Source organism: Luethyella okanaganae (assembly GCF_042660285.1).
Classification (GTDB): Bacteria; Actinomycetota; Actinomycetes; order Actinomycetales; family Microbacteriaceae; genus Luethyella; species Luethyella okanaganae.
Genome location: NZ_JBHSTP010000001.1, coordinates 1 through 25,678 on the forward strand (window position 1 = coordinate 1; position 25,678 = coordinate 25,678).

The 25,678-nt window shown below is 66.0% G+C and carries 22 protein-coding genes and 2 tRNA genes; 18 read left to right on the top strand and 6 right to left on the bottom strand.

The window, feature by feature from the left end; genetic code table 11:
* Nucleotides 1–158: 158 nt before the first annotated feature.
* Nucleotides 159–1,568 carry an aminotransferase-like domain-containing protein gene (locus ACFQB0_RS00005; protein WP_386725987.1) on the bottom strand — a complete coding sequence of 470 codons (1,410 nt, stop codon included), beginning with the start codon at nt 1,566–1,568 and terminating at the stop codon, nt 159–161.
* Here ACFQB0_RS00005 and ACFQB0_RS00010 point away from each other — a divergent pair.
* A complete protein-coding gene (locus tag ACFQB0_RS00010) occupies nt 1,567–2,496 on the top strand; it encodes a DMT family transporter (protein WP_386725990.1) in 930 nt (309 codons plus the stop codon). The two genes, ACFQB0_RS00005 and ACFQB0_RS00010, sit on opposite strands and share 2 nt — an antisense overlap.
* A 235-nt stretch (nt 2,497–2,731) precedes the next feature.
* Here ACFQB0_RS00010 and ACFQB0_RS00015 read toward each other — a convergent pair whose 3' ends face one another.
* Nucleotides 2,732–3,112, bottom strand: coding sequence for a winged helix-turn-helix transcriptional regulator (locus ACFQB0_RS00015; protein ID WP_386725993.1), 381 nt, complete (start codon nt 3,110–3,112; stop codon nt 2,732–2,734).
* Nucleotides 3,113–3,217: 105 nt separating this feature from the next.
* On the opposite strand from ACFQB0_RS00015, the gene ACFQB0_RS00020 reads away from it, so the two are divergent.
* From ACFQB0_RS00020 to ACFQB0_RS00040, 5 genes are all read left to right on the top strand, one after another.
* Entirely contained in the window at nt 3,218–4,072 is an 855-nt protein-coding gene (locus ACFQB0_RS00020) for an SDR family oxidoreductase (protein WP_386725995.1), read from the top strand.
* Nucleotides 4,073–4,354: 282 nt separating this feature from the next.
* Nucleotides 4,355–5,158: an inositol monophosphatase family protein gene (locus tag ACFQB0_RS00025; RefSeq protein ID WP_386725998.1), complete on the top strand. Its 804-nt coding sequence runs from the start codon at nt 4,355–4,357 to the stop codon at nt 5,156–5,158.
* Nucleotides 5,155–5,772 carry a GNAT family N-acetyltransferase gene (locus ACFQB0_RS00030; RefSeq protein WP_386726000.1) on the top strand — a complete coding sequence of 206 codons (618 nt, stop codon included), beginning with the start codon at nt 5,155–5,157 and terminating at the stop codon, nt 5,770–5,772. The genes ACFQB0_RS00025 and ACFQB0_RS00030 overlap by 4 nt, the downstream gene beginning before the upstream one ends.
* A 301-nt stretch (nt 5,773–6,073) precedes the next feature.
* On the top strand, nt 6,074–7,297 hold the full coding sequence (locus ACFQB0_RS00035) for a peptidoglycan DD-metalloendopeptidase family protein (RefSeq protein WP_386726002.1): 1,224 nt from the start codon (nt 6,074–6,076) through the stop codon (nt 7,295–7,297).
* A 25-nt stretch (nt 7,298–7,322) separates the two neighbouring features.
* A complete protein-coding gene (locus ACFQB0_RS00040) occupies nt 7,323–7,484 on the top strand; it encodes a hypothetical protein (protein WP_386726004.1) in 162 nt (53 codons plus the stop codon).
* 366 nt (nt 7,485–7,850) lie between these two features.
* On the opposite strand, the gene ACFQB0_RS00045 is transcribed toward ACFQB0_RS00040, so the two are convergent.
* Entirely contained in the window at nt 7,851–9,518 is a 1,668-nt protein-coding gene (locus ACFQB0_RS00045) for a glycoside hydrolase family 13 protein (protein WP_386726007.1), read from the bottom strand.
* Nucleotides 9,519–9,792: 274 nt separating this feature from the next.
* Between ACFQB0_RS00045 and ACFQB0_RS00050 the strand changes: the two genes are divergently transcribed.
* Nucleotides 9,793–9,864 (top strand) — tRNA-Thr (locus ACFQB0_RS00050).
* A gap of 38 nt (nt 9,865–9,902) precedes the next feature.
* A tRNA-Met gene (locus tag ACFQB0_RS00055) sits at nt 9,903–9,976 on the top strand.
* Between the two features lie 398 nt (nt 9,977–10,374).
* On the opposite strand, the gene ACFQB0_RS00060 is transcribed toward ACFQB0_RS00055, so the two are convergent.
* On the bottom strand, nt 10,375–10,602 hold the full coding sequence (locus ACFQB0_RS00060; protein WP_386726010.1) for a helix-turn-helix domain-containing protein: 228 nt from the start codon (nt 10,600–10,602) through the stop codon (nt 10,375–10,377).
* Between the two features lie 426 nt (nt 10,603–11,028).
* On the opposite strand from ACFQB0_RS00060, the gene ACFQB0_RS00065 reads away from it, so the two are divergent.
* Nucleotides 11,029–12,771 carry an oleate hydratase gene (locus ACFQB0_RS00065; RefSeq protein WP_386726013.1) on the top strand — a complete coding sequence of 581 codons (1,743 nt, stop codon included), beginning with the start codon at nt 11,029–11,031 and terminating at the stop codon, nt 12,769–12,771.
* Between the two features lie 41 nt (nt 12,772–12,812).
* Here ACFQB0_RS00065 and ACFQB0_RS00070 read toward each other — a convergent pair whose 3' ends face one another.
* Nucleotides 12,813–14,132, bottom strand: coding sequence for a glutamate decarboxylase (locus ACFQB0_RS00070; RefSeq protein WP_386726016.1), 1,320 nt, complete (start codon nt 14,130–14,132; stop codon nt 12,813–12,815).
* A gap of 395 nt (nt 14,133–14,527) precedes the next feature.
* Here ACFQB0_RS00070 and ACFQB0_RS00075 point away from each other — a divergent pair, with 395 nt between their 5' ends.
* Nucleotides 14,528–15,025 carry a methylated-DNA--[protein]-cysteine S-methyltransferase gene (locus tag ACFQB0_RS00075; protein ID WP_386726018.1) on the top strand — a complete coding sequence of 166 codons (498 nt, stop codon included), beginning with the start codon at nt 14,528–14,530 and terminating at the stop codon, nt 15,023–15,025.
* Between the two features lie 82 nt (nt 15,026–15,107).
* On the opposite strand, the gene ACFQB0_RS00080 is transcribed toward ACFQB0_RS00075, so the two are convergent.
* Nucleotides 15,108–16,211 (bottom strand): transaldolase family protein, encoded by a 1,104-nt coding sequence (locus ACFQB0_RS00080; protein ID WP_386726020.1) that lies wholly within the window; start codon nt 16,209–16,211, stop codon nt 15,108–15,110.
* 212 nt (nt 16,212–16,423) lie between these two features.
* Here ACFQB0_RS00080 and iolC point away from each other — a divergent pair, with 212 nt between their 5' ends.
* The 8 genes from iolC to ACFQB0_RS00120 are packed head-to-tail and all read left to right on the top strand — an operon-like array spanning nt 16,424 to nt 25,559.
* The gene (iolC, locus tag ACFQB0_RS00085; RefSeq protein ID WP_386726022.1) at nt 16,424–17,398 is read left to right on the top strand and encodes a 5-dehydro-2-deoxygluconokinase; all 975 of its coding nucleotides are present in this window, start codon (nt 16,424–16,426) and stop codon (nt 17,396–17,398) included.
* A complete protein-coding gene (locus ACFQB0_RS00090) occupies nt 17,385–18,263 on the top strand; it encodes a class I fructose-bisphosphate aldolase (protein ID WP_386726024.1) in 879 nt (292 codons plus the stop codon). Before iolC ends, ACFQB0_RS00090 begins: the two co-directional genes overlap by 14 nt.
* A 38-nt stretch (nt 18,264–18,301) precedes the next feature.
* Nucleotides 18,302–19,804 carry a CoA-acylating methylmalonate-semialdehyde dehydrogenase gene (locus ACFQB0_RS00095; protein WP_386726026.1) on the top strand — a complete coding sequence of 501 codons (1,503 nt, stop codon included), beginning with the start codon at nt 18,302–18,304 and terminating at the stop codon, nt 19,802–19,804.
* Between the two features lie 29 nt (nt 19,805–19,833).
* Entirely contained in the window at nt 19,834–20,754 is a 921-nt protein-coding gene (iolB, locus tag ACFQB0_RS00100; protein ID WP_386726028.1) for a 5-deoxy-glucuronate isomerase, read from the top strand.
* The gene (iolD, locus tag ACFQB0_RS00105; protein WP_386726030.1) at nt 20,751–22,649 is read left to right on the top strand and encodes a 3D-(3,5/4)-trihydroxycyclohexane-1,2-dione acylhydrolase (decyclizing); all 1,899 of its coding nucleotides are present in this window, start codon (nt 20,751–20,753) and stop codon (nt 22,647–22,649) included. Before iolB ends, iolD begins: the two co-directional genes overlap by 4 nt.
* 43 nt (nt 22,650–22,692) lie before the next feature.
* A complete protein-coding gene (locus ACFQB0_RS00110) occupies nt 22,693–23,613 on the top strand; it encodes a sugar phosphate isomerase/epimerase family protein (protein ID WP_386726032.1) in 921 nt (306 codons plus the stop codon).
* Nucleotides 23,614–23,632: 19 nt separating this feature from the next.
* Nucleotides 23,633–24,652, top strand: coding sequence for a Gfo/Idh/MocA family protein (locus ACFQB0_RS00115; RefSeq protein ID WP_386726034.1), 1,020 nt, complete (start codon nt 23,633–23,635; stop codon nt 24,650–24,652).
* A 28-nt stretch (nt 24,653–24,680) separates the two neighbouring features.
* Nucleotides 24,681–25,559 carry a sugar phosphate isomerase/epimerase family protein gene (locus tag ACFQB0_RS00120; RefSeq protein WP_386726037.1) on the top strand — a complete coding sequence of 293 codons (879 nt, stop codon included), beginning with the start codon at nt 24,681–24,683 and terminating at the stop codon, nt 25,557–25,559.
* The last annotated feature ends 119 nt before the right edge of the window (nt 25,560–25,678 follow it).

Genomic DNA, 25,678 nt, shown 5'->3' on the forward strand with positions numbered 1-25,678 from the left:
CGCCCCCCGCCCCCGCCCACGCCATGAGTGTGTCCGTTTCCGACGAGGCGTACCGGTATGGCGGGCACACTCGTCGGAAACGGACGTTCTCGAGTCGACCGGCTTGCGGGCAGGCCTGACGGAGATTGGCTCGTCCGTATGTCGAGCAACCGGGGGTGTCAGCTCGCTTGGGTGAGAACGTGTCCGATGATGCGTGCCGCATCGGGGAATGTGCCGGGATTGATGCCGGAGTAGTTGAGTCGGATGAACGACCCGGCTGATTCTGCGGGGAACCATTCGGTGCCGGAGGCGACCATGACACCGTTGGTTTCGCAGTCGCGGACGAAGCGGGGGAGTTCGATGGTGTCAGGGAGTCGGTACCAGAGGTTCAGTCCGCCTGGTGGGATGCCGGTGAGGTGTGCGGTGGGAGCGTGATCGTTCATGCTGTCGATGAGTAGGTCGCGGCGGGCGCGGAGTTGTTGACGGAGCCCGCGGAGGTGGGTGTGCCAGCCGGGTTGGGTGACGATGTCCAGTGCGGCTGCCTGCAGGATGCCGCTGACGTACATCGACGCGGCTCCACGGTCGGCGATGATGCGTTCGCGTGCTGGGCCGCGGGCGATGATTGCGGCGATCCGGATCGCCGGGGACACGCTCTTGGTGAGGGAGCGGATGTAGACGACGTGTCCGCGATCATCGAGCGCGGCGACCGGGCTTGGATCGGTGGTGATGCCGAAGTCGTGTGCCCAATCGTCCTCGACGAGGAACGCACCATGGGCGTGGACGACGTCGAGGAGGTTCTGCGCTCCGGCGCGGCTCCACTGTGCGCCGGTGGGATTGGCGTAGTTCGGTTGGGCGTAGAACGCTCGCGCACCGGTCTCTTCGAACGCGCGAGCGAGTTCGTCAGGGTCCGGTCCTGTAGGGCCGGATGGTACGGGGATGACTTTCACGCCGGCCTGAGCGGCGGCGAGGATCGCTCCCCAGTAGCTCGGGGACTCCATCAAGAGCGGTTGCCCCGCGCCGACGAGGGCGCGGAAGACAGAGCTGAGTCCGCTCTGGCTCCCGGGAAGCACGATCACGTCACCCACGGTGGGTGGGGTGACGCCGACCGGCACGGTGGCCGCGAGTTCTGCCGCAAACCAGGCCTGGAGGTCGGGAAGCCCGGTCACTGGGGATCGGGTCACCGCCGCGCTACTGCGAGCAGCGCGGCTGAGTGCGGTGCGGATGAGGCGTTCGGGCAGCAGCTCTTGGTTGGGGTAGCCGGCGTGCAGGGCGATCGTGTTCGGCGGTGTCGGCCGCATCGTCGCCGACCCTGTCGGGATGTGGGATTGTGGCGATCCCAGAGCAGCGGTCTGCCACCCGTAGTCCAGTGGCTGCGCTGTCCGGACGGCACGCACGAAGGTACCAACGCCGGGTCTGCTCTCGATGAGTCCCTGAGTGGTGAGGGTGCGCAGCGCCCTCTGAACGGTCACCGGACTTGCTGCATGTCTTGCGACCAGTTCCCGGGTCGACGGGAGCTTCGCGCCGGGGGGCGCGGTCGCGATCCACGTTCGGAGTTCCTCGACGATCCGGAAACTGCTATCGTTGTTCATGACAGATAAGAGTAGCGCTACTGCCTCGGGTCGAACAGTGATATCCACGTCCCGTGCCGGACTGGCCTGGGGATTGCTTGGTGTCGTGGCGTTCTCGTTCACGGTGCCGTTCACTCGCGTGGCGGTCGGAGGTCTCTCTCCGCTGTTCATCGGCTCGGGACGGGCGGTCATCGCCGCTCTGCTCGCTGTTGTAGCGCTGTCGGTGACCCGTCAGCGGCTCCCGCGTGGGGTGCAGTGGGTCTGTCTCGCCGTGGTAGCGGGCGGGATCGTGGTTGGCTTCCCGCTGCTGACCTCGTTCGCTCTGATGACTGCTCCTGCAAGCCACGGTGCCGTTGTGATCGCACTGCTTCCTGCTGCGACTGCGGTGATGGCGGTGATCCGGGGGCATGAGCGTCCGCCGGTGGCGTTCTGGGTCATGGCGATCATCGGTGCGGTCGCCGCAATCGTGTTCGCGTCGTTGCAGGGTGGTGGGTTCGGTCACCTCACGCTGTCGGACCTGTTGTTGTTCGGGGCCGTCGTCGCTGCGGCGATCGGCTACGCAGAGGGCGGTCTGCTCGCGCGTGAGCTCGGGTCGTGGCAGACGGTGTCCTGGGCGCTCGTGGTCGCCGCACCATTGATGATCGTGCTGACAGCTGTCGCCTGGGTGCAACAGCCGCCTGCCGGTACGCCGGTCGAGTGGGCGATGTTCGGATATCTGGCTGTGGTGAGCATGTTCCTGGGGTTCTTCGCCTGGTATCGAGGGCTCGCGATCGGCCCGATGGCGCAGGTGAGCCAGGTGCAGCTCGTGCAACCCGTGCTCAGCATCCTCTGGGCGGCGCTGCTGCTGCACGAAGAGCTGACCTGGCCGACAATCCTCGGAGGCATCGTGGTCATCCTCTGCGCGGGCATCGCCGTGCGCACCCGATTGAACCGCATCGCCCCAGACTGAACCTCACACCGACGAAAGGACTCCCATGCCCACGAACCTCCTCACCGGCTTGAGCGCCTTCCCACTGACCCCGCTGATCGAGGGACGACTCGACTAAGCCGCGTATGCGGGGCATCCCGGCTGAAGAGGCGCGCGTTGGGCTACCGTGGAGGACCTCGATGCCGCTCGCGTGGGCCTCGCGGCCGACGGAGCGCGCGGACTATCCGGGTTCTGCGCGTCAGAGGCGTCAGAGGCGTCAGCCGCGGCGCGGGTTGTCGAGGATCGTGTCGGCGTTGTCGGCGATCCAGCCCATGAGCGGCAGGAGGTGGGCCGTGAGCTCCTGGCCCCGGTCGGTGAGGCTGTAGTCGACACGAGGGGGGATCACGGGCTGTGCCTCGCGGCGCACGAAGCCGTCCTCTTCGAGCGTCTTCAGAGTCTGGGCGAGCATCTTCTCGCTGATGCCCTCGATCGCGCGCCGCAGCTCGCCCCAACGGTGTGACTGCTGCGACAACGCGATCAAGATGAGCACGCCCCACTTGCTCGTGACGTGGTCGAGCACAGTGCGCGTTGGGCAGGCTGCGGGAGACATCCCGTTCGTGAAGCCGGGGAGATCCCCGTGTTCGGCAATTCTTACCATGGGGTTTGTACCTTACTTCAAAGTGGGTACCGTTGTCTGGGAAGCAATCGTCGAGGCGTCCGGTTGGCAGATGGTGCAGCCATCAATGCCACGAAAGGAAGTGCCATGTCACTCGTCGTCACCGGAGCCACCGGCTCGCTCGGTCGTCACGTCATCGAAACCCTCCTCGCGAAGGGTACCCCAGCCGACACGATCGTCGCCGCCGGACGCAACCCAGAGCGGCTCGCCGAACTCGCCGCGCGCGGCGTGAAGACCGCACAGATCGACTACGCCCGTCCCGAGACCCTCGAGGGCGTCTTCGACGGCGCCGACGCCGTGCTCCTCGTCTCCGGTAGCGAGGTCGGCCAGCGGGTTCAGCAGCACGCCAACGCGATCGCGGCCGCGGTGTCCGCCGGTGTCGGGCGCATCGTCTACACGAGTGCACCGCGTGCGGATGTCTCGGAGCTCGTGCTCGCCCCCGAGCACAAGGCCACCGAGCAGCTCATCCGCGAATCGGGCATCCCGGCCACGATTCTGCGCAACGGTTGGTACACCGAGAACTATGTGCAGGCCTTGCAGCAGGCGCGCGAGACGGGCGTCGTCGTGGCGAGCGTCGGCGACGGGCGCGTCGCGAGCGCGAGCCGTTCCGACTACGCCGAGGCGGCCGCGATCGTGCTCGCCGACGAGAGCCACGTCGGCAAGGTCTACGAGCTCAGCGGCGACGTCGCCTGGAACTACGACGAGCTCGCTTCAACGATCGGTGACATCGTCGGCCGTGAGGTGGTCTTCCGTTCCGTCACCCCCGAGGAGCACGCGGCGATTCTGGCGGAAGCCGGGCTCGACGAGGGCACCATCGGCTTCGTTGTCGCGCTCGATGCGAACACTCGCGATGGCCTGCTTGCCGAGACGAGCGGCGACCTCGCCAGACTGCTCGGGCGTCCGACCACCCCGCTGCGCGAGGGCCTGCTCGCCGCGATCTGATCGTGCGGGGTGCCGGGCGCCGGGCGCGAGGTGCGAGATGCGGCGGTCGCATGACTGGGGATCCGCTCTGCGTCTGTGACCCGGGCACCTGCTTTGCGTCTGTGACCCGGGCACCTGCTTTGCGTCTGTGACCCGGGCACCTGCTTTGCGTCTGTGACCCAGGCACCCCCTCGTCCGCGTGATGTTCCGACCTTCCTCGCGATCCCTGCTCGCGTCGAGGTGCGCGATCGAACACGAGTTCTGTGCCGCCTGAGGATGCGGCTGACGGGCTAGCGTGGAACCATGACCGCACAGCTGCTGAGCCTCGCCCGCGACATCGCCATCCAGGCCGGTGAGCTCGCCGCCCGTCGCAAAGCCGAAGGTGTCGAGGTCGCCGCGACGAAGTCCAGCGACGTCGACATCGTGACTCACGCCGACCGGGAGGCCGAGGCGCTCATCCGAGGCCTGCTTGCCAACGCCCGTCCGCACGATGGATTTCTCGGAGAGGAGTCGGATGCCTCCGAAGGCACGAGCGGTTTCACCTGGGTGGTCGACCCGATCGACGGCACGGTCAACTTCCTCTATGGCATCCCGGCCTGGTCGGTGAGCATTGCGGTGGTCGAGGGCGATCCGGATCCGTCGACGTGGCGGGCGCTCGCAGGCGTCGTGGTCAATCCGAGCTCCGGCGAGGTCTTCACCGCCTCGGTCGGTGAGGGAGCGTGGCTGCGCAACAGTAGGCTCGTGGTCAATCACGACGTCGACCTGGCGCACGCCCTCGTCGGAACGGGTTTCTCATACAACTCCGAGTCGCGTGCGGCTCAGGCCGAGGTGATGCGGGGGCTGTTGCCGCGTGTGCGCGACATCCGACGGATCGGTTCGGCGGCTCTCGATCTGTGCGCCGTCGCTGCCGGGCGGCTCGACGCTCACTTCGAGAAGCACCTCAACCCGTGGGATCACGCCGCCGGTGCGCTCATCGCCCGCGAGGCCGGTGCGCGCGTCGGCGGGTTCGCGGGAGCGGCAGAGGGCCGGGCGCTCACGATCGCCGCGGAGCCGACCCTTTTCGTGCAACTCGAGCGCGCCCTCGCCGAGTCTGGTGTTGACGGATGAACGAGACCGGCCGTACGGCTACAGAGGCGGATGCCGCTGCGCCGGGGCCGAGCCTAGAGACCGAGCGTCTCGTGCTGCGCCGCTGGTCGCACGCCGACCTGGAACCCTTCTCGGCTCTCAACGCCGATCCACGGGTCATGGAGCACTTTCCCTCGCCGCTCACTCCTGAGGAGTCGGCCGCTTTCGTCGGTCGCATCGAGGATGCATTCCGGCGGCGTGGCTTCGGGCTCTGGGCGGTAGAGCGACGTGATACGGGTGTGTTCATCGGATTCGTCGGCCTCACCGTGCCGGGTTTCGAAGCCCACTTCAGCTCGGTGCAGGCGCCGGCGGTCGAGGTGGGGTGGCGCCTCGCGGCGGACGAGTGGGGGCAGGGATTCGCGACGGAGGCGGCATCCGCGGTGCTCGGTTTCGCGTTCGAAGTGCTGGGTCTGGCCGAGGTCGTCTCGATGACCGCGGTGGGCAACGAACGGTCGATGCGGGTCATGGAACGGCTGGGCATGCGGCATGATCCGGCGGACGACTTCGAGCACCCGAATGTGCCTGTGGGGAGTCCTCTCGCGCGCCATGTTCTCTATCGGCTCGACCGTGACGGGTGGTCGAACCGAGCGCGGTGACGCCCCCTGATCGGGGGTGGGATCGGGGTCTCACCTGGCCCTTTTCGCCGAAATTGGGTATCCTTTATGGATTCGTTACTTTGGCATAGGCCCGAGTGATCATCTCCCGCCCGTCGTCGCCCCCCACGCGGAAAGATCCTACGTTTTGCCCCATACCCCCCTTATGCCCGGTGCCCCCGTGCCCGGCAGCGGAGGCCTCGCGCCGACGGCGCGTCCGCTGACTCGTCGGGAGTTGCGTGAACGCGAGCGGGCTCAGGAAGCTTCGGCGCAGAAGTTCGGGGCTGTTCTTCGGGCGGAGCCCGTGGCAGACACTCTGCCAGTCGTGGCCGAGACGCAAGCGGTCGGCGAGACGCCGGCTCGCCCCGCAGCACCCGAGGCGGAGGGTGTCGCTGCCTCGCATATCGACCTTCTCAGCGCTTTCGACGCCCTGATCTCGACGGAGCCGACGGGGCCGGATGCGGCGCGCGGCGGCTCTGCGGCGGCGCCAGCCGTCCGACCGCTCGTCGGTGCGGCGTCTCGAGCTGAATCGCGCGCGAGCGTGGTGTCTGTGGCCGCGGAAACCGTGGCTGCGCCCTCGGAGTCGACCCTGTCCCCGGTCACGCCGCCCGTGATCGGGTCCTCCGATGATGAGACACGGCCGAGTCGCCGCTCCAGCCGTCGTGCGGCGGAGACCGTGTCCGTCGCGTCCGCCCTGGACTCCCGCGCAGGCAGCGCGCAGGCCCATCACGGTGCCGGGGCGTCCCACGACGCGATGGGGGCTTCGCGTCCGGTCACCCCTCCGGCCTCCCGTGCGCCCCACCGGGGTGGTTTCTCGCGACGCGTCGCCGCGAAGGGCATGGCCGCCCTCGCCATGTCGTTCGTCGCTCTCATGGCCGTCGCCACCTCGATTCCCGCCAACGCCCTGTTGTCGACCACCGATGTGCAGGTCGCGGCGCGCGCCGCGCAGGCACCGAAGCGCACCGAGCCCGGTCAGTCCATCCAGGCGGCGAGCGGGTCTGACAGCATCACGGTCCAACGCGATGGCTATGAGTCGGCGACGATAGCCGAGGCCGCGGCCGCGAGTGGTATCCGTCTCGAGGCGACGTTCACCAACAACCCGAATGGAACCATCCAGTGGCCGTTCGCGGTGGGTGTGCACATCGGTGACCGTTTCGGCTATCGTGACTGCGCCGGCTGCTCGAGCAACCACGGTGGCCAAGACTTCAACCCCGGCGAGGGTGCGCCGATCCAGTCGATCGCCGACGGTATCGTCCGCGTCGCGGAGGACGGCGAGGGCAGTCTCGGCGTCAACATGATGATCGACCACATGATCGACGGAAAGCTCGTCACGAGCGTCTACGCGCACATGCAGCACGGCTCGATGAGGTTCAAGGTCGGCGACCAGGTCAAGGTCGGCCAGGTCGTCGGCAATACCGGTAACACCGGAATGTCGACCGGGCCGCACCTGCACTTCGAGATCCGGCTCGGCGGTGTCGCCGGAACCAAGGTCGACCCGCTCGAATGGCTCTACGCCAACACGAACTAGGCTGCCCGCAAGAGATTTCGAGCTCGTGATGCAGGGCTATGTCGTGCTGCGGATCAGTTACCGCATGCTCATGAACGACCGGGCGAAGGTCGAGGCCGGGATACTCGAACTCGTGCGGAGGGACGAGTATCTCTGGAGTTCCAATCCGGGGTGGCGCCATGGTCGTGCGGCCCAAAACGCAGGATGATCCAAAACGCAGGATGAGGGGTGCGCTGAGGCGCTGGCAAGCTCAGCGCGCCCCTCATCCTGCGTTTGCGTCGGCGTGCTTACGTTGCTCAGCTAGAACCGACCGGGCGGATGGGGGTCTGTCGGTCGCGGCACCATTGGGGCCGCCCAGCCTGGTTCAACCTTGAGGCCCAGCCGGGTTTGGCGGTGAGGCCCAGCCTGGTCCAACACTGAGACCCACCCCGGGTCGGCGCTGGAGGCTGCCCAGCCGGGTCGGCGCTCAGGCCGGTCGGCGGGGTCGGCGCTCAGACCGGTCGGCCGGGTCGGCGCTCAGGCGGCGGGGTCGGCGCGAGGCCGTGCCGTCCAACCCAGCGCCGCCGCCAAGAACTCAGGCGAGCAGCCAGGCCGTCGTGTCGTGCGGGAGGGCGCGTCCTTGCAACTTCTCGCTCGTGAGCACGACGGTACCCTCCGGAAGCTCCACGGGAGCAGCACCGACGTTCGCCACGATCGTCACGGCCCCGTTGCGGAACGCCACGACGTCGTCGCCGAAGTCGGACAGCCACTCGAGGGTGCCGGTGCCGAGGGCGTGCTCGTGGCGTAAGGCGAGGGCGAGCGTGTAGAGCTCCAGGGTCGAGCCGGAGACGCCTTGCTGCGCGTCCCGGGCCAGCCGGGCCCACTCGGCCGGTTGCGGCAGCCAGCTGTTGGATGTCGGGCCGAACCCGTAGGAGGGTGCCGAGGACTCCCACGGGATCGGCACACGGCATCCGTCGCGTCCGTAGCGCTCTCCGTTCGTGCGGAACCAGGTGGGGTCCTCGCGAGCGGAATCCGGAAGGTCGATCACCTCGGGCAGGCCGAGCTCTTCGCCCTGATAGAGGTAGGCGCTGCCGGGCAGTGAGAGCATGAGAGCCGTCGCTGCTCGTGCCCGGCGCAGACCGACGATGGGGTCAGGCAGGCCGACGGTTTTGGGACCGATGCCGTGACCCTGCAGATTGTCTGCGGCCAGGGCGAGACGGGATGCGTGGCGCACGACGTCGTGGTTGGAGAGCACCCAGGTGCTCGGGGCGCCGACCGCGGCGAAGCTGTCGAGCGAGGCGTCGATGACGGCCCGCAGCCTCGGCCCCGACCAGGGCGTCTCGAGGTAGGCGAAGTTGAAGGCCTGGTGCATCTCATCGGGACGCACCCACAGGGCGACGCGCGAGAGCGGGTCGACCCAGGCTTCCGCCGCGAGGACGCGCTCGCCCGGGTACTCGTCGAGCAGTGTGCGCCAGTCGCGGTAGATCTCATGCACGCCGGCCTGCGCCCAGTAGGGCGGCGACGGCACGGCATCCGCGTCGATGACGGGTTCGAGTGGACTCGCCCCGCCGCCCATGCTGCCGGCGTCGGCAGGCGGGGTGTAGTCGGGGAGCCCGGCGGCCTTGACGAGACCATGCGCGACGTCGACCCGGAATCCGTCGACGCCGCGATCGAGCCAGAAGCGCAGCACGTCGCGGAACTGCTCGCGCACCCACGGATTCTCCCAGTCGAAGTCGGGCTGTGAGCTGTCGAAGATGTGCAGGTACCACTGACCGGGTGTTCCGTCGGGATCGTTCACCCGCGTCCAGGCAGCGCCGCCGAAGACGGACTCCCAGTTGTTCGGGGGCAGTTCGCCGTGCTCGCCCTTGCCGTCGCGGAACAGGTATCTGGCGCGTTCCTCGCTGCCCTCGGGTGCTGCGAGCGCCTCCTGGAACCAGGGATGGTCGCTCGAGGAGTGGTTGGGAACGAGGTCGACGATCACGCGGATGCCGAGCTCGTGGGCCGCGCGCTGCATCTCGTCGAAGTCCGCGAGGGCGCCGAAGCGCGGATCGACATCGCAATAGTCGGCGACATCGTATCCGGCGTCACGCTGCGGGGAGGTGTAGAACGGCGACAGCCAGATGGCGTCGACACCGAGCGATCGAAGGGCGGGGAGTCTGCTCGTGATTCCGGCGAGGTCGCCCATGCCGTCGCCATTCGCATCGGCGAAGGAGCGCGGGTAGATCTGGTAGATCACGGCGGAACGCCACCACTCGGTTGTCATGACGGCCACGATAGTGCATAGCCGCGAATTTGAAAGCGTTTGCATGGAACGTCCGTGGGGGCGTTTGTTCACGGGCAGCGCGAGGGCGAGGAGGTGCGTGGGAGCAGGCACGGATGAACGGCGGCTGCGGGTGGTGGCAGCAGGCATGATCTCGGGCGACACGCTGCGCGGACCGGGCGTAGCGAATGTCGGCGGCGTGCGCGGGGGGTCCGAATCTTTTGATATCCTTTACCGGTTGCCAATTTCGTGGCGGGTGAATCCTCGCGGCGGCTTCGCCCCGATAGCTCAGTGGTAGAGCACTTCCATGGTAAGGAAGGGGTCGTCAGTTCAATCCTGACTCGGGGCTCTGGCTTCGTGCGTCGCTTCGGTAGCGCATGCGGTCGCGGCGGGGTAGCTCAGGTGGTTAGAGCACACGGCTCATAATCGTGGTGTCGCGGGTTCAAGTCCCGCCCCCGCTACAAACCATATAAATACAGGCAATGGCGACCCTTGATAGGGTCGCCGTTTGTTGTTTCAGGCGCCGCGTGCCCACATTTTGCCCACACTCTCGGCGACTTCGGCTTACGGTTCGCGGTGAGGTCGCCGACCGAGAGCGCGGTGAGCCAGTTCTGCACGTCGGAGTGCTCGACGGTGCCGACTCGGCGACTTCCCCAGACGGGCTCGATGTGCACCTTCCATGGGGTCGATGTAGCTGCCGCTCGCCTTGTCGACTTCCACTGTGGCGAGGAAGAGGTTCGCGTCGCGCTTGGTAGTGAAGCCGCGCTTGTCGGTCTGACTGCCGTCAGGCTTTCGGTAGCGAACACGATAAGCGCTTGCTCGCCGCAGTCTCATAGGACTTGATCGAGCTCATGCTGCGCTACTTCGCTTGGCCAGCGTCAAAGCGTTTGGATGCGGCATGCATGATCTCGAACGGGTTGGCCTCGATAGCCTGGGCGATCTTATCGATGTCGTTGGTGTTGAAGGGGAGATCGCCGCGCATGCGTGAGTAGTAGTAGTTCTGCGACATGCCAGAGAGTTTGAAAAGCTTCGCGTGGGTCATGCCTGAATGCTTTCGCGCGTTGTCGATTTCCTCTACGACTGCCATCGAGAACCTACTTGACTTACCTGCTGATTTTCGAGCCACCGGTACAGGCTACCTATTTCGGGACTCCTTGTAAAGAGACTCCCTAAATAGGTTGACCGGTATTTCAGTTCCGAGCATGTTGCCGCGATTTGCCCTGTTTCGGTCGCAGCGCCGTTGGGCTTGGCGGCGATGGAGCGGGAATTGCCCGGGTGCTCGCGACACTCGTTGTTCAGGTCTGACGACGCTTGGCGACCGGGGCGCTCAGTTCTCCGAACGACCGCCTGGGCGACCGACGAGACTCCCGAATGGCCCAAGTTAGTGGAGCGAGCCGGGCGCCGTTCTCGCCGCTCGACGCAAAAGCCTAGGCAGAACGGGTGACAACACGGAGGATGGGAGTAGTAGTCCGTTTCTAAGGGGGAAGAGGACTTCTCGGGGGGAAGAGGACCTGTGTATTACGGCAAGGGCAACTACGAAGCATTCGCTCGTCCGCGCAGACCCGAGGGGGTCGAAGACAAGTCGGCGTATCTTGTCGGTGGTGGCCTCGCCTCCTTGGCGGCTGCTGCGTTCTTGATCCGGGACGGGCAGATGTCGGGCGACCGGATCACCGTGCTCGAGGCGTCAGCGATCGGCGGCGGCGCCCTCGACGGCGCCGGCGATGCCGAGACGGGTTGGCTGATCCGAGGCGGCCGTGAGATGGAGGATCACTTTGAGTGCCTCTGGGATCTGTACCGCAGCATCCCATCGCTCGAGGTCGACGGGTCGGTGCTCGACGAGTTCTACTGGCTGAACAAGGACGATCCGAACTTCTCACTGCAACGGGCCACGATCAACCGGGGTCTGGATGCCGAGACCGGCATGGACTTCACCCTCGGCAAGCGGGCTACGAAAGACATCGTCGACCTCGTGCTCGAACTACCGGAGCAGCTATACGACAAGCGCATCGATGAGGTGATGAGCCAGGACTTCTTCGACTCGAACTTCTGGTTGTACTGGCGCACGATGTTCGCGTTCGAGGAGTGGCACAGCGCCCTCGAGATGAAACTCTATGTGCAGCGGTTCATCCATCACATCGGCGGCTTGCCCGACTTCAGCGCGTTGAAGTTCACGAGATACAACCAGTACGAGTCGCTCGTGCTGCCGCTGATCACCTGGCTGCGGGAGCAGGGCGTGACCATGCAGTTCGACACTCGTGTCATGGACGTGCAATTCCACATCACCCCGGAGAAGAAGGTCGCCAAGCGCATCGTCTGGGTTCGCGATGGCGTCGAGGGCGGCGTGGACACCACTGAGAACGAGCTGGTGTTCGTCACCAACGGCTCGCTGGTCGAGAACTCGAGGTGGGGCGATCACCATGCTCCCGCCGCCTTCGACCCGGTCGTGCACGACGGCGGAAGCTGGCATCTCTGGCGCAACATCGCTGCGCAGGATGCCTCGTTCGGCCGCCCCGACAAGTTCTGCACGTTCCCTGAGCAGTCGCAATGGGAGTCCGCGTCGATCACCACGCTCGACGAGCGCATTCCGGCATACATCGAGAAGATCGCCAAGCGCCCGACGCAGGGGGGCAAGGTCGTCACCGGCGGGATCGTCTCGGCGAAGGACAGCGCCTGGCTGCTGAGCTGGACCGTGAACCGGCAACCGCACTTCTCCAGACAACCCGCCACTCAGACGGTGGTCTGGTTCTACAGCCTGTTCACGGATGTTCCCGGCGACTACGTGAGAAAGCCGATGCGTGACTGCACCGGTGAGGAGATCACCAGGGAGTGGCTGTTCCACATGGGCGTGCCCTCAGACGAGATCCATGAGCTCGCGGCATCCGGAGCCGTCACCCGCCCGTGCATGATGCCGTTCATCACGGCCTTCTTCCTGCCGCGCGCGGCGGGGGATCGCCCAGACGTGGTGCCAGAGGGGGTGGCGAACTTCGCTTTCATCGGCCAGTTCGCCGAGTCGACTCGCGACTGCATCTTCACCACCGAGTACTCGGTGCGCACTGCTATGGAGGCGGTCTACCAGTTGCTCGACATCGAGCGGGCCGTGCCCGAGGTGTTCGGCTCGATCTACGATGTGCGGGAGCTCATGAAGTCGACCATGTTCATGCGCGACGGCAAGAAGCTGCCCGTCACCTGGTTTGCAAGGAGGTATGTCGAGAAGACGATCATCGGTCGGATGCTCGAGGAGCACGGGGTCATCTGAGTGTTCGGCCGATGCGAGCACCTCGCCATGGCGACGCCATCTCAGTGATGGAATGTGGGGTGGACGTCCTCCATGGGCATGGGCGACTTGAGTGCGTCCAGAGAGGCGGTCTCGGTCACGATGTCGGCGAGTAGGTCGCGCGCGAGATCCATGCTCAGTCCCTGTCGCACCACGACCCGCTGCACGGTGAGATCGCCGAGATTGTCGGGCATCGGGTATGCCGGCACGAGCCAGCCGCGCATCCTGAGCCTCTCCGACAGGTGATAGAGGTTCCAGTTGGACGTGTGTCCCGCCTTGAGTCGCCATGCGAAGACCGGGATGTCGGATCCGTCGTTCCACAGGTCGAACGCACCGGTTCCCTGGATCCCCTTCGCGAGAAAGTGCGCCACGTCTTGGGCGCCCCGCTGCACGACGGTGTATCCGGCTCGACCGAGTCGGAGAAAGAGGTAGTACTGCAGCAGTATCTGGGCACCTGGGCGGGAGAAGTTCAGCGCGAACGTCGGCATATCGCCACCCAGGTAGCTGACCCGGAACACGAGATCCTCGGGCAGTCGCTGCTCGTCACGCCAGATCACCCAACCGACCCCGGGGTACACGAGCCCGTATTTGTGGCCGGACGTCGAAATGGAGTGAACGCGTTCGAGCCGGAAGTCCCAGACGAGGTCGGGCTGCAGGAACGGGGCGATCATCGCGCCCGATGCGCCGTCGACGTGGATGGGGATGTCCAGGCCGCTCTTCGCCTGGATCTCGTCGAGGGCTGCGGCGATCTGCGCGACGGGTTCGTACATCCCCGTGTATGTGACACCCATGATCGCGACGACGCCGATCGTGTTCTCGTCGACGTAGCGCTCGAGGTCATGGCCGTCGAGTACCTTGTGCTCCTCTGTGAGAGGGACGAGTCGCATCTCTACGTCCCAGTAGTTGCAGAATTTCTCCCAGCAGACCTGCACCGCCGAGCTCATCACGAGGTTGGGCTTGTCGGCGGGTTTTCCGGCGTCGCGTCGCGCATGTTGCCAGTTGCGCTTCAGCGCGAGTCCGCCGAGCATGCACGCTTCGGATGAGCCGATCGTCGACGTGCCGATCGCGGCCTTCGCGTCTGGAGCGTTCCAGAGATCGGCGATCAGTCGCCAGGCACGCTCCTCGATTGCAGCGGTGCGCGGGTATTCGTCCTTGTCGATCATGTTCTTGTCGTAGGACTCGGCATAGAGCTTGTCGGCCGCATCGTCCATCCACGTGCCGACGAATGTCGCAAGGTTGAGTCGCGAGTTGCCGTCGAGCATGGTCTCGTCGTGGATGAGCTGGTACGCGGTGTCTGGTGCCATCCCGCTTTCGGGAAAGCGGGTGTTTTCCGTTCCCGCCATCTCCGGTGCTCGTTCGAACACCGGTGTGAACTCTTCTGACCTGGTCGATGCGCTCATACATCCCCCATTTGCGCCGATGCTGCTTACCGTACGACAAGTGTGTGGTGCGGCATTGCAAATCTCAGTGAACTCCCACCTTCTGCGACCTTACTGCGACGCGGGATTCTCTGCGTTCACCGGCGCTGACGCTGATGTCGACACGGCTGCTCACCGGAGAGCTCACCCGCACGGGAGTGGAGACTCGTCTGCCCGTGGCACATTGTCGACGTGCGTGCACAGGAGAGGTGTGCCGCCTCTCGGTTGTTCGATCGTCTGGTTCCTGCTGCAGAATGGACAGCATCGCGGCGAAGCCCCGAAGCCCGCGGCCAGATTCAGCCGGGCGGAGGGAGCCAGCGATGACCGCAACACATCGGATCGTCGATTCTCCGATCGGCCCGCTCACCCTGGTGGGGGACGACGGTGTGCTTGCCGGCCTCTACATGGCGGAGCACCTGCATCGGCCGGACCCGAGCGGTTTCGGGCAACGCACCGACGACTTCGCCGCTGCCGTTTGGCAGCTCGACGAGTACTTCACGGGTGGGCGCCGGGTTTTCGACATCGAGCTCGCTCCGCGCGGCACCGAGTTTCAGCGGCGGGTCTGGTCGGAGCTCGCTCGGATCCCCTACGGTGAGACCTGTTCCTACCTGGAGCTGGCCGAGAGGCTGGGGGATGTCGGAGCCGCCCGCGCGGTCGGCGCGGCGAACGGCAGGAATCCGATCTCGATCGTCGTGCCGTGTCACCGTGTGATCGGCTCCGACGGCACGCTCACCGGGTATGCGGGCGGGCTGGCGCGCAAGCGATTCCTGCTCGATCTGGAGGAGCCGGCCGGCCGGAAGGCCGCCCGGCTGTTCTGACGGGCACGGTCGCACGGCTTCGACAGGCTCGGCCACCGTGCTGTGCATGGCAGACCGGCACCTTCCCACGTAGACGAAGATGCTAGATCGCGGGCATGAGCACGTCTCTGATCAGCGAATCGAGTGCCGCATCGGCCTCGAGGAACTGGCGCAGTGTGCGGCGGGTGGCTCCGAAGTTCTCGAATTCCTCGACCGGCATGCCGTCCTCGTCGTACGCCTTGCGAAACTCGGGAAGACGGTCGTGCAGGGTTTGGATGATGTGCGGCTCCACCGGCACGCCGATGCGCTCCACGGCGGGGATGTTGTTCTCGTTGATGCGCCGCTGCCAATCGAAGGGCGGTGAGACGACGAGATCGCCCCCGACGAGCTCGCTCCACTGCAGATGGTTGCGGAAGGCGGCCGAGAGGATGCGCGTGCGGTAGCCGCGCTCGCGGTAGATCGTGTAGGCCTTCTTGAGCGCCGCGACGCCCGCCCACTCGAAATATCCAGGCTCGATCAAGATGCGCGCCTTCGCAGCGGAAGCCTTTAGCCAGTCGTCGAGACGGCCGCCCATGATGGTGCAGACCGAGCCGAAGCCGTCGGTCGGCAGGCTCTCGGCATCCCGCCTGTTCAGACCGCGCTCGATCGCCTCGGCCACGGCGATCGCCTGTGCGACGGTGAAGGAGACGGTGGCGTTGATGCTCACACCGCGATAGGTGGCCTCCTCGATGGCCTCGATGCCGGTCTTGGTCGCGGGGATCTTGACGATGATGTTCGGCGCGAGCGATGAGAAGCGCACGGCCTGCTCGACGAGGGCTGCGGCATTTCGATGCAGTCGTGGGTCGGTCTGAATCGAGAGGCGGCCGTTGCGGCCGCCGTGCTCCCGAAAGATCGGCTCGAGCAGTCGCGCCGCCTCGACGGAGAGTTCCTCGACGGCCTTCCAGCCGATCTCGGATTCGCTCGCCGTTGGGTGGGTCTCGGCGATGGCCAGGAGCCGCGGTCGCCAGATGTCGAGATTGCTCGTGATCGTGGTGAGCGCGATGACCGGATTGCAGGTCGCTCCGACAGCTCCGAAAGCGATCGACTCCGCCAGCTCGCGAGGATCAGCCGAGTCGTTCCAGAGACTGGTCGGCGTGCTTTCCGCTGCCTCGAGGAGTGGCGGGCGGGATGTGGTGGCGGCGGTCGCCTGCTCGGATGGCAGCGTCATGGTTCCTCCATCGGTCTCGGCGCTCCGGCATCCGCTGGTGCGCAACAGTCCGCATCACTATATGTATAAGACGTCTTTATGTCCTAACAATTAAGGACTATTCTTGATGCGATTCGAATTCTATCGTATTAAATGTAAGTATGTCCTGACAAAAGCGTGATTGATGAGGTACCCTGAAGAGAACCTCGACGAAGAAAGTTGTACGGAGCGGTATGACCGAACAGAAGCATCCCCGTCGTTTCGATGTAGTGAGCATCGGACGTGTCGGGATCGATCTCTATCCACTGCAGGACGGCGTCGGCCTCGAAGAGGTGTCGACGTTCGGCAAATACTTGGGCGGAAGCGCCACCAACGTCGCCGTCGCGGCGGCACGCCACGGTCTTCGCAGCGCCGTCATCACTCGCACCGGAAACGACCCCTTCGGCCGCTTCGTCCACTCCGAACTCACCCGTCTTGGTGTGAGCGACGAGTTCGTGCGCGCGGTCGAGGGGCTCAACACTCCCGTGACCTTCTGTGAGATCTTTCCGCCGGACGACTTTCCGCTCTACTTCTACCGTCAGCCGATCGCTCCTGATCTGGTCATCAAGAACAACGAGCTCGATCTCGACTCGATCGCCCACGCCAGGATCTACTGGTCGACGGTCACCGGCCTCTCGCAGGAGCCGAGCAGATCGGCTCATTACACCGCCTGGATGGCTCGTCGGCGGGCTCGGCACACGATCCTCGATCTGGACTATCGGCCCATGTTCTGGCCGAGCGACGAGTCGGCGAGCCGCGAGGTCTCCCGCGCGCTCGAACAGGTCACCGTTGCCGTCGGGAACGCCGACGAGTGCCGGATCGCCGTCGGCGAGACCGATCCCCACCGTGCGGCCGATGCCCTGCTGGAGCGCGGCGTCGAACTCGCCATTGTCAAGCAGGGGCCGAAGGGCGTGCTCGCCAAGACTCGCGACGAGAGCGTCGAGGTCCGTCCGTATCCTGTTCATGTGGTCAACGGCCTCGGTGCCGGCGACAGCTTCGGCGGCGCGCTCTGTTACGGCCTCCTCCAGGAATGGCCGCTCGAGAGCATCCTCACCTTCGCCAACGTCGCCGGCGCGATCGTCGCCGGCCGCCGGGAATGTTCTACCGCCATGCCGACGACCGATGAGGTCACCGAGATCGTGAGGAGCATCGAGAATGCCGACGCTTGACTTCGAACGGTTGCGATCGATTCGCGCCACGTCCCCTGGACTCGTCTCCGAGCTGTTGCGGCAGCGCGCACGGCGGCCGCTCCTGCGGGAATCTGGGCGGTTGTTCATCGTGGCTGCGGACCATCCCGCCCGAGGTGCCCTCGGCGTCGGCCCCAATGAGAGCGCGATGGCCGATCGCTACGACCTTCTCGAGCGACTCGTGCTGGCGATCTCCCGCCCCGGCGTGGACGGCGTGCTCGGCACCCCGGACATCATCGAGGACCTGGCGATCCTGGGTGCGCTCGACGACAAGGTCGTCGTCGGCTCGATGAACCGTGGCGGCCTGAAATCCGCCGTCTTCGAGATGGACGACCGGTTCACGTCCTACGACGTGCCGAGCATGGTCGAAGCCGGTATCGACTTCGCCAAGCTCCTGATCAGGATCAACCTGTCCGATGCGGGGTCGGCGGCGTCGATCGAGGCGACCGCCCGCGCGGTCGATGCCGCCGTAGCGGCACGTCTGCCCATCATGCTCGAACCGTTCATGAGCGAATGGGTCGACGGAGCCATCCGCAACGACCTCACGACCGACGCAGTCGTCAAATCCGTCGCCATCGCGAGCGCTCTCGGCACGAGTTCCGCCTACTCCTGGCTCAAGCTCCCCGTCGTCGCCGACATGGAGCGGGTCATGGCGGCGACGACCTTGCCCACGCTCCTTCTCGGCGGCGACCAGATGAGCAATCAGGAGGAGACCTACTCCTCGTGGGAGGCGGCTCTCACCCTGCCCGGCGTGCGGGGCCTCGTCGTGGGCCGCACGCTCCTCTATCCCCCCGGCGGAGACGTCTCCGCCGCCGTCGACACCGCGTCAGCCCTCGTGCACTCCTGATGCCCCGGCATCGAGCACCGACAGAAAGCAGCCACCCCATGACAACCTCAGAGCTCCCCGTCGTCCCGCATTGGATCGACGGTGCCGAACACGTGAACGCGAGCGGACGCACCGCGCCGGTCTACGATCCAGCCCTCGGCACGGTCACGAAGCGGGTTGGTCTGGCCGACGCTGCCGAGATCGACGCCGCGATCGCATCCGCCAAGCGTGCGTTCCCCGCTTGGCGCGACCTCTCGCTCGCCAAGCGGCAGACCATCCTCTTCGCCTTTCGCGAGCTCCTCAACGAGCGCAAAGGCGAGCTCGCCGAGATCATCACCTCGGAGCACGGCAAGGTGCTCTCCGACGCCCTGGGCGAGATCACGCGCGGACAGGAGGTGGTCGAGTTCGCGACAGGGCTCGCCCACCACCTGAAGGGCGAGTTCTCCGAGCAGGTCTCGACCGGCATCGATGTGTATTCGACCAAGCAGCCGCTGGGGGTCGTCGGCATCATCAGTCCGTTCAACTTTCCGGCGATGGTGCCGATGTGGTTCTTCCCGATCGCGATCGCGGCGGGAAACACGGTCGTGCTGAAGCCGAGCGAGAAAGACCCGACGGCCGCGATCTGGGTTGCGAAGCTGTGGAAGGAGGCCGGGCTGCCCGATGGCGTCTTCACCGTGCTCAACGGCGACAAGGAGGCGGTGGACGGCCTGCTCACACACCCCGATGTCCGCGCGATCTCCTTCGTGGGCTCGACGCCCATCGCCCGTTACGTCTACGAGACCGGCAGCGCTCACGGCAAGCGGGTGCAGGCGCTCGGCGGGGCGAAGAACCACATGCTCGTCCTCCCGGATGCCGATCTCGACCTGACCGCCGACGCCGCCATCAACGCCGGTTTCGGATCGGCCGGCGAGCGCTGCATGGCGATCTCGGTCGTGGTCGCTGTCGAGCCGGTCGCCGACGAGCTCATCGCGAAGATCGGCCAGCGTATGGCCACCTTGAAGATCGGCGACGGCCGCCGCGGCTGCGACATGGGACCGCTCGTCACCGAGCAGCACCGCGACAAGGTAGCCTCCTACATCGAGATCGCGGAGCAGGACGGTGCGACGGTCGTCGTGGACGGTCGGGTCGTAGAGGTCGACGGCGACGCATCCGGATTCTGGCTCGGCCCGACGCTCATCGACAACGTTCCCACCGACTCGAAGGTCTACACGGAGGAGATCTTCGGCCCGGTGCTCGCCATCGTGCGGGTGGCGAGCTACGAGGAGGGCGTCGCGCTCATCAACGCCGGGGCTTTCGGCAACGGCACCGCCATCTTCACGAACGACGGCGGCGCGGCCCGCCGCTTCCAGAACGAGATCCAGGTCGGCATGATCGGCATCAACGTGCCGATCCCCGTCCCGGTGGCCACCTTCTCCTTTGGCGGCTGGAAGGACTCGCTCTTCGGCGACACGAAGGCGCACGGCGCCGAGGGCGTCCGCTTCTTCACCCAGCAGAAGGCGATCACCTCACGCTGGCTCGACCCGAGCCACGGCGGCATCAATCTCGGCTTCCCCCAGAACTAGCACGACGACATCGACGACGGAGCAACAGGATGCCTCGACACGACGAGTGGGTGATCCCCCGCGGGAGCCGGGCCGACGACGGTTGGCAGACGGTCGTGGACTCGACGATTCCCGGCTGGCAGCACACCGGCATCCGCGTCGGTTCGCTCGCGGCGGACGGTCGGTTGACCGTTCCCGCTGGCGGGATCGAGCGCATCGTCGTGCCGCTGGCGGGGTCGTTCGAGGTCGTCTCGCGTTCGGCCGACGGCGCCGAACGGCGCGACACGCTCGCGGGTCGCGCCTCCGTCTTCGATGGACCGAGCGACGTGCTCTACCTGGGCGTCGGCACGACGGCGACGATCACGGGGGAGGGGCGCTTCGCCGTGGCGGAGGCTCCCGCGACGATCGTCAAGCCGACGGTCTACCTCGCGCGTGACGAGGTGCCGGTCGAACTGCGCGGAGCGGGGCGCTCGAGTCGCCAGGTGCACAACTTCGGCGTGCCCGGTGCGCTCGACGCCGAGAAGCTCATCGTGTGCGAGGTCATCACACCGGCCGAGAACTGGTCGTCGTACCCCGCGCACAAGCACGACGAGCAGGTGCCGGGTCATGAGAGCCGGCTGGAAGAGATCTACTACTTCGAGTCGGAGGTCGCCCGCGGGCTGGAGGCACCGGATTCCGCCGCACCGTTCGGCCTCTTCAGCACGAGCAGTTCACCGGCCGGCGAGATCTCGATCGACACGCGCGTGACGAGCGGCGACGTCGTGCTCGTGCCGTTCGGCTACCACGGCCCGGCCGTCGCCGCCCCCGGCTACGACCTCTACTATCTCAACGTCATGGCCGGCCCCGACCCGGACCGCGTCTGGCTCATCAGCGACGATCCCGCCCACGGTTGGATCCGCGACACCTGGACGCTCGAGCCGATCGACTCCCGTCTGCCCTACACCCCACCCTCGGAAGGAGAGCGTCGATGACGACGAAACGGATGACGGTCAGCCAGGCGCTGGTCGAGTTCCTGGCCCGGCAATGGACCGTCGACGGCGAGGTGCGCGAACGCACCATACCGGGAATGTTCGGAATCTTCGGGCACGGCAACGTCGCGGGTATCGGTCAGGCGCTCAGACAGTTCAATGTCGAGCAGCCCGAACTCATGCCGTACTTCCAGGCCCGCAACGAGCAGGCCATGGTTCATCAATCGGTCGGTTACGCGCGCGTGCACCGCCGTCGCGGAACCTACGCAAGTGCGGCCTCCGTCGGACCCGGTGCGGCAAACCTGCTCACCGGTGCTGCGCTCGCCACGACCAACCGGCTGCCCGCCCTTCTGCTGCCCAGCGACACCTTCGCCACCCGCGTGGCCGACCCCGTGCTGCAGCAGCTAGAGATGCCGCACGACATCGGCCTCACCGTCAACGACGCCTTCCGCCCGCTCTCACGTTTCTTCGATCGCGTTCAGCGGCCGGAGCAGCTCTACTCGATCGCCCTCGCGGCCATGCGCGTGCTCACCGACCCCGTCGAGACCGGCGCGGTGACCATCGCCCTGCCAGAGGATGTGCAGGCCGAGACGATCGACGTGCCACTCGAGTTCCTGCAGGAGCGCGAGTGGCACATCCGCCGTCCGCTGCCCGAACACGGCGCGCTCCAGCGTGCGGTCGCGGCGATACGCAACGCCAGGAATCCGTTCATCGTCGCTGGCGGCGGCGTCATCTATTCGAGCGCCGAGGAGCAGCTCCGCCGGTTCGTGGAGCTGAGCGGCATCCCGGTCGGCACCTCGCAGGCAGGCGGCGGATCTCTCGCCTGGGACCACCCCCAGTATCTCGGTGGTGTCGGCGCCACCGGCACGACCGCGGCAAACCGCCTCGCCGCCGCCGCCGATGTCGTCATCGGCATCGGCACGCGTTACAGCGATTTCACCACGTCGAGTCGCACCGCGTTCCAGAACCCCGATGTCGTCTTCGTCAACGTCAACGTCGCATCCTTCGACGCTTACAAGCACGGCTCGCGTCTTCCGGTCGTCGCCGATGCCCGAGAGACGATCGAGGCGTTCACGAGCGAGCTGACGGGTTTCCGCGTGAGTGGCGATTATGCCGAGCGTATCCGTCGGGAGAAGGCCGAATGGGATGCCGCGGTCGACGCCGCGTTCGAGCCGTCGGGTCTCGCCCTGCCTGGCCAGCCCGAGATCATCGGCGCCGTGCAGTCGTCGAGCGAGCCACGCGACGTGATCGTTCAGGCCGCCGGCTCGCTCCCCGGAGACCTGCACAAGCTGTGGCGAGTGCGGGATGCGCTCGGCTATCACGTCGAATATGCCTTCTCCTGCATGGGTTACGAGATCGCAGGAGGGCTCGGCGTGCGACGGGGCGCCCCAGATCGCGACGTCATCGTCATGGTGGGCGACGGCTCCTATCTCATGTTGCACACTGAGCTCGTCACGGCCGTCGCCGAGGGCATCAAGATCATCGTGGTCCTCATTCAGAACCACGGCTACGCCTCGATCGGTCACCTGTCCGAGACGGTCGGCTCGGAGCGCTACGGCACGAAGTACCGCTTCCTCGACGAGAGTGCACGCAACTTCGAGGGCGAGCGGTTACTCCCCATCGACCTCGCGATGAACGCACGGAGCTACGGAGTCGACGTCATCGAGGTCGCTCCTGGCCCTGATGCGGTCGCTGACCTCACGGCGGCGATGGCGAAGGCAAAAGCCTCCGACACGACCACGCTCATCCACATCAACAGCGACCCTCATCTCTACGCGCCGGACGGCGAAGGCTGGTGGGATGTGCCGGTCGCCGAGGTCTCGACGCTCGAGAGCACGCGGGATGCGCGCGGAGAATACCTCGAACAGCAGCGCAGGCAGCGACCGCTGATCGGCTGATCCCCCAGCAACAACGACTACCAGAGACAAGGACATCGTCGGTATGACTGACACCACCAACCCGGGCCTGCGCATCGGCACGGCCCCAGACTCCTGGGGAGTCTGGTTCCCGAACGACCCGAAGCAGGTGCCGTGGGAGCGTTTCCTCGACGAGGTTCAGCAGGCGGGTTACGAATGGATCGAGCTCGGCCCGTACGGCTACCTCCCGACAGATCCGAGCAGGCTTCAGGACGAGCTCGGAAAGCGCAACCTCAAGCTCTCTGCCGGGACTGTGTTCACGGGGTTTCACAAGGGCGACGAGCAGTGGAAGCGCGCCTGGGACCAGTCGCTCGAGGTGGCCGGGCTCGCGACGAGGCTCGGCGCGGAGCACCTCGTCGTGATCCCCGACCTCTGGCGCAGCCACGAGGACGGCGCCACTCTCGAGGCCCGTACCCTCGACGACGAGCAGTGGAAGAAGCTCGCCATCGGGCATGACCGCCTCGGCAAGGCGATCTTCGAGGAGTTCGGCATGCGGCAGCAGTTCCACTCGCATGCCGACAGCCACGTCGGCACGTACCGCGAGGTCGAGCGCTTCCTGCACGAGACCGATCGGCGCTACACCAATCTCTGCCTGGATACGGGGCATTTCTCCTATTATGGCGGCGACAACCTCTCGCTCATCCAGGCCTACCCCGAGCGCATCGGCTACCTCCACCTCAAACAGGTCGACACGAGCCGGCTTTTCGACGTGCTCAAGAACGATCAGTCCTTCGTCGACGCCGTCGCCGAAGGAATCATGGTCGAGCCGCCGAAAGGTGTGCCCGAGTTCGCGCCGATCATCGAGGCCGTGAGCGCCATCGACCCGGAGATCTTCGGAATCGTGGAGCAGGACATGTACGGCTGCGATGTCGATGCACCCTTCCCGATCGCCGCCAGAACGCGCGAACACATCTTCGGCTGCACGCGCATGGCGCGGGTGAGCTGACGAGCACGAGGAGAAGATCATGACCGAAACCACTGAATTGCGCATCGGCGTCGTCGGCGCAGGCCTCATGGGTGCAGACCATGTCACCCGCATCAACCACCGCGTCAGCGGCGCCACCGTGACGGCGATCGTCGAGCCCGACGAAGCCCGCGCCAGCGCTGCTGTAGCCCAGACCCCTGGCGCGGTTGCCTTCCGTCGCATCGAAGACGCGATCGAGGCGGATGCCGTCGACGCGGTGCTCGTCGCGACCCCTGGCAGGTTCCACGAACCGGTACTGCTGCCGGCGCTCGAGGCGAAGCTCGCGATCCTCTGCGAGAAGCCGCTCACTCCGGATTCGGAGTCGTCGCTGAGGGTGCTGGAAGCCGAGCAGAGGCTCGACCGCCCGCATATCCAGGTCGGTTTCATGCGTCGTTTCGATCCGGAGTACATCCAGCTGCGCCGGCTCGTCGAGTCGGGCGACGCCGGAGGCCTCATCACTCTGCACTGCGCCCATCGAAACCAGAAGACCGGTGAGGGATACGTCGACTCCATGCTCATCACCGACTCGGTCGTGCACGAGTTCGACATCGTTCCGTGGCTTGTCGGTTCGCCGATCGCCTCGGTCGAGGTGCGCAAGCTCAAGCGCAACACCCTGGCACCGTCCTGGCTCAACGACCCGCAGTTCGTCATGATCGAGACCGAGAGCGGGGTTCTGGCGAACGTGGAGATCAACGTGAACATCCAGTTCGGCTACCAGGTCGCGACCGAGGCCGTCTTCGAGAAGGGCGTCGCCCAGATCGGCCGCTCAGCCGGGATCGGAGTGTTCCGCGACGGCTCCTTCCAGGTGGCCGAGCATCAGGACTTCCGCACACGTTTCAGCGCTGCCTATGACACTCAGGTGCAGCGCTGGGTCGACGCCGTCAAACGTGGTGAGATCGACGGACCGAGCGCCTGGGACGGCTATCGCGTGGCAGCGGCTTGCGAAGCGGGGGTCGAGGCGCAGGCAACCGGTCGTCGCGTCGACGTGAACTACATTCACAAGCCCGCGTTCTACGCCTAGAACACACCTTGAGAAACGGAGATCCCCAATGGTGAAGATCGCCTATGACCCCACCCCGCTGCACCACGATCGTGGGCTGCTCGAATTTCCCGATGTCGTCGCAGGATACGGCTACGAGTACCTGCAGCTCACCCCGCACGCGGATTTCGGCCCGTTTTTCCGCTACCCGAGGGCCGACGACGCACTGGTCGTCGCGCTCAAGAAGCGGGTGGCCGATGCAGGGATCGGCATCACCTCGCTTCTGCCCGTGCAGCGGATCTCCTCGCCGGTCGAGGCCGAGCGGTCGGCTGCTGTGCGCAACTTCACGCGCATCCTGCAGCTTGCCGTCGAGCTGGATGTGCGGGTGATCAACAGCGAGTTCAGCGGGCGTCCGGAGCGAGGAGAAGAGTCGGAGGCCGCCTTCTACGCCTCGATGGAGACGCTGCTGCCGATCGTCGAGCGTGAGGGGCTTCAGCTCAACTTCGACCCGCACCCCGACGACTTCGTCGAGGACGGCCTCGAGGCGTGGCGGGTGCTGCGGGGACTGAACTCCTCCGCGATCGGCTTCGTCTACGTCGGGTCGCACACCTTCCACTACGGCGACCGCGCGGCGACGCTCATCCCGGAGCTGGGTTCGCGCCTGCGCGCCGTCTACACGGCCGACACGTTCGATCACCACCGTTCCCACGGCCTGCGCTACATCTCAAATCCTCCCGGTAACGCGGCACGGGTCCACCAGCACCTCAACATCGGCGACGGCGACGTCGACTGGGCCGAACTGTTCGGAGCCCTCGCAACTTCCGGCTTCCTCGATGATCCGGAGGCGATCATCGTCTCGAACGTCTTCGCCGAGGACGAGGATGTCGAGGGGTCCGCCACGTCGCAGCTTCAGAAGCTGAGGGATCTCATCGCTGCCGCCCGCGGCTGACGGTCGTCGTCCAACCCCGTTGGACGCCGCGCCGCGCTGCTCCGTGCTGCGCGGCGCGGCGCAGCGCCGAGTGTGTCCGTTTCCGACGAGACGTACCGTTACGGCGGGCACGCTCGTCG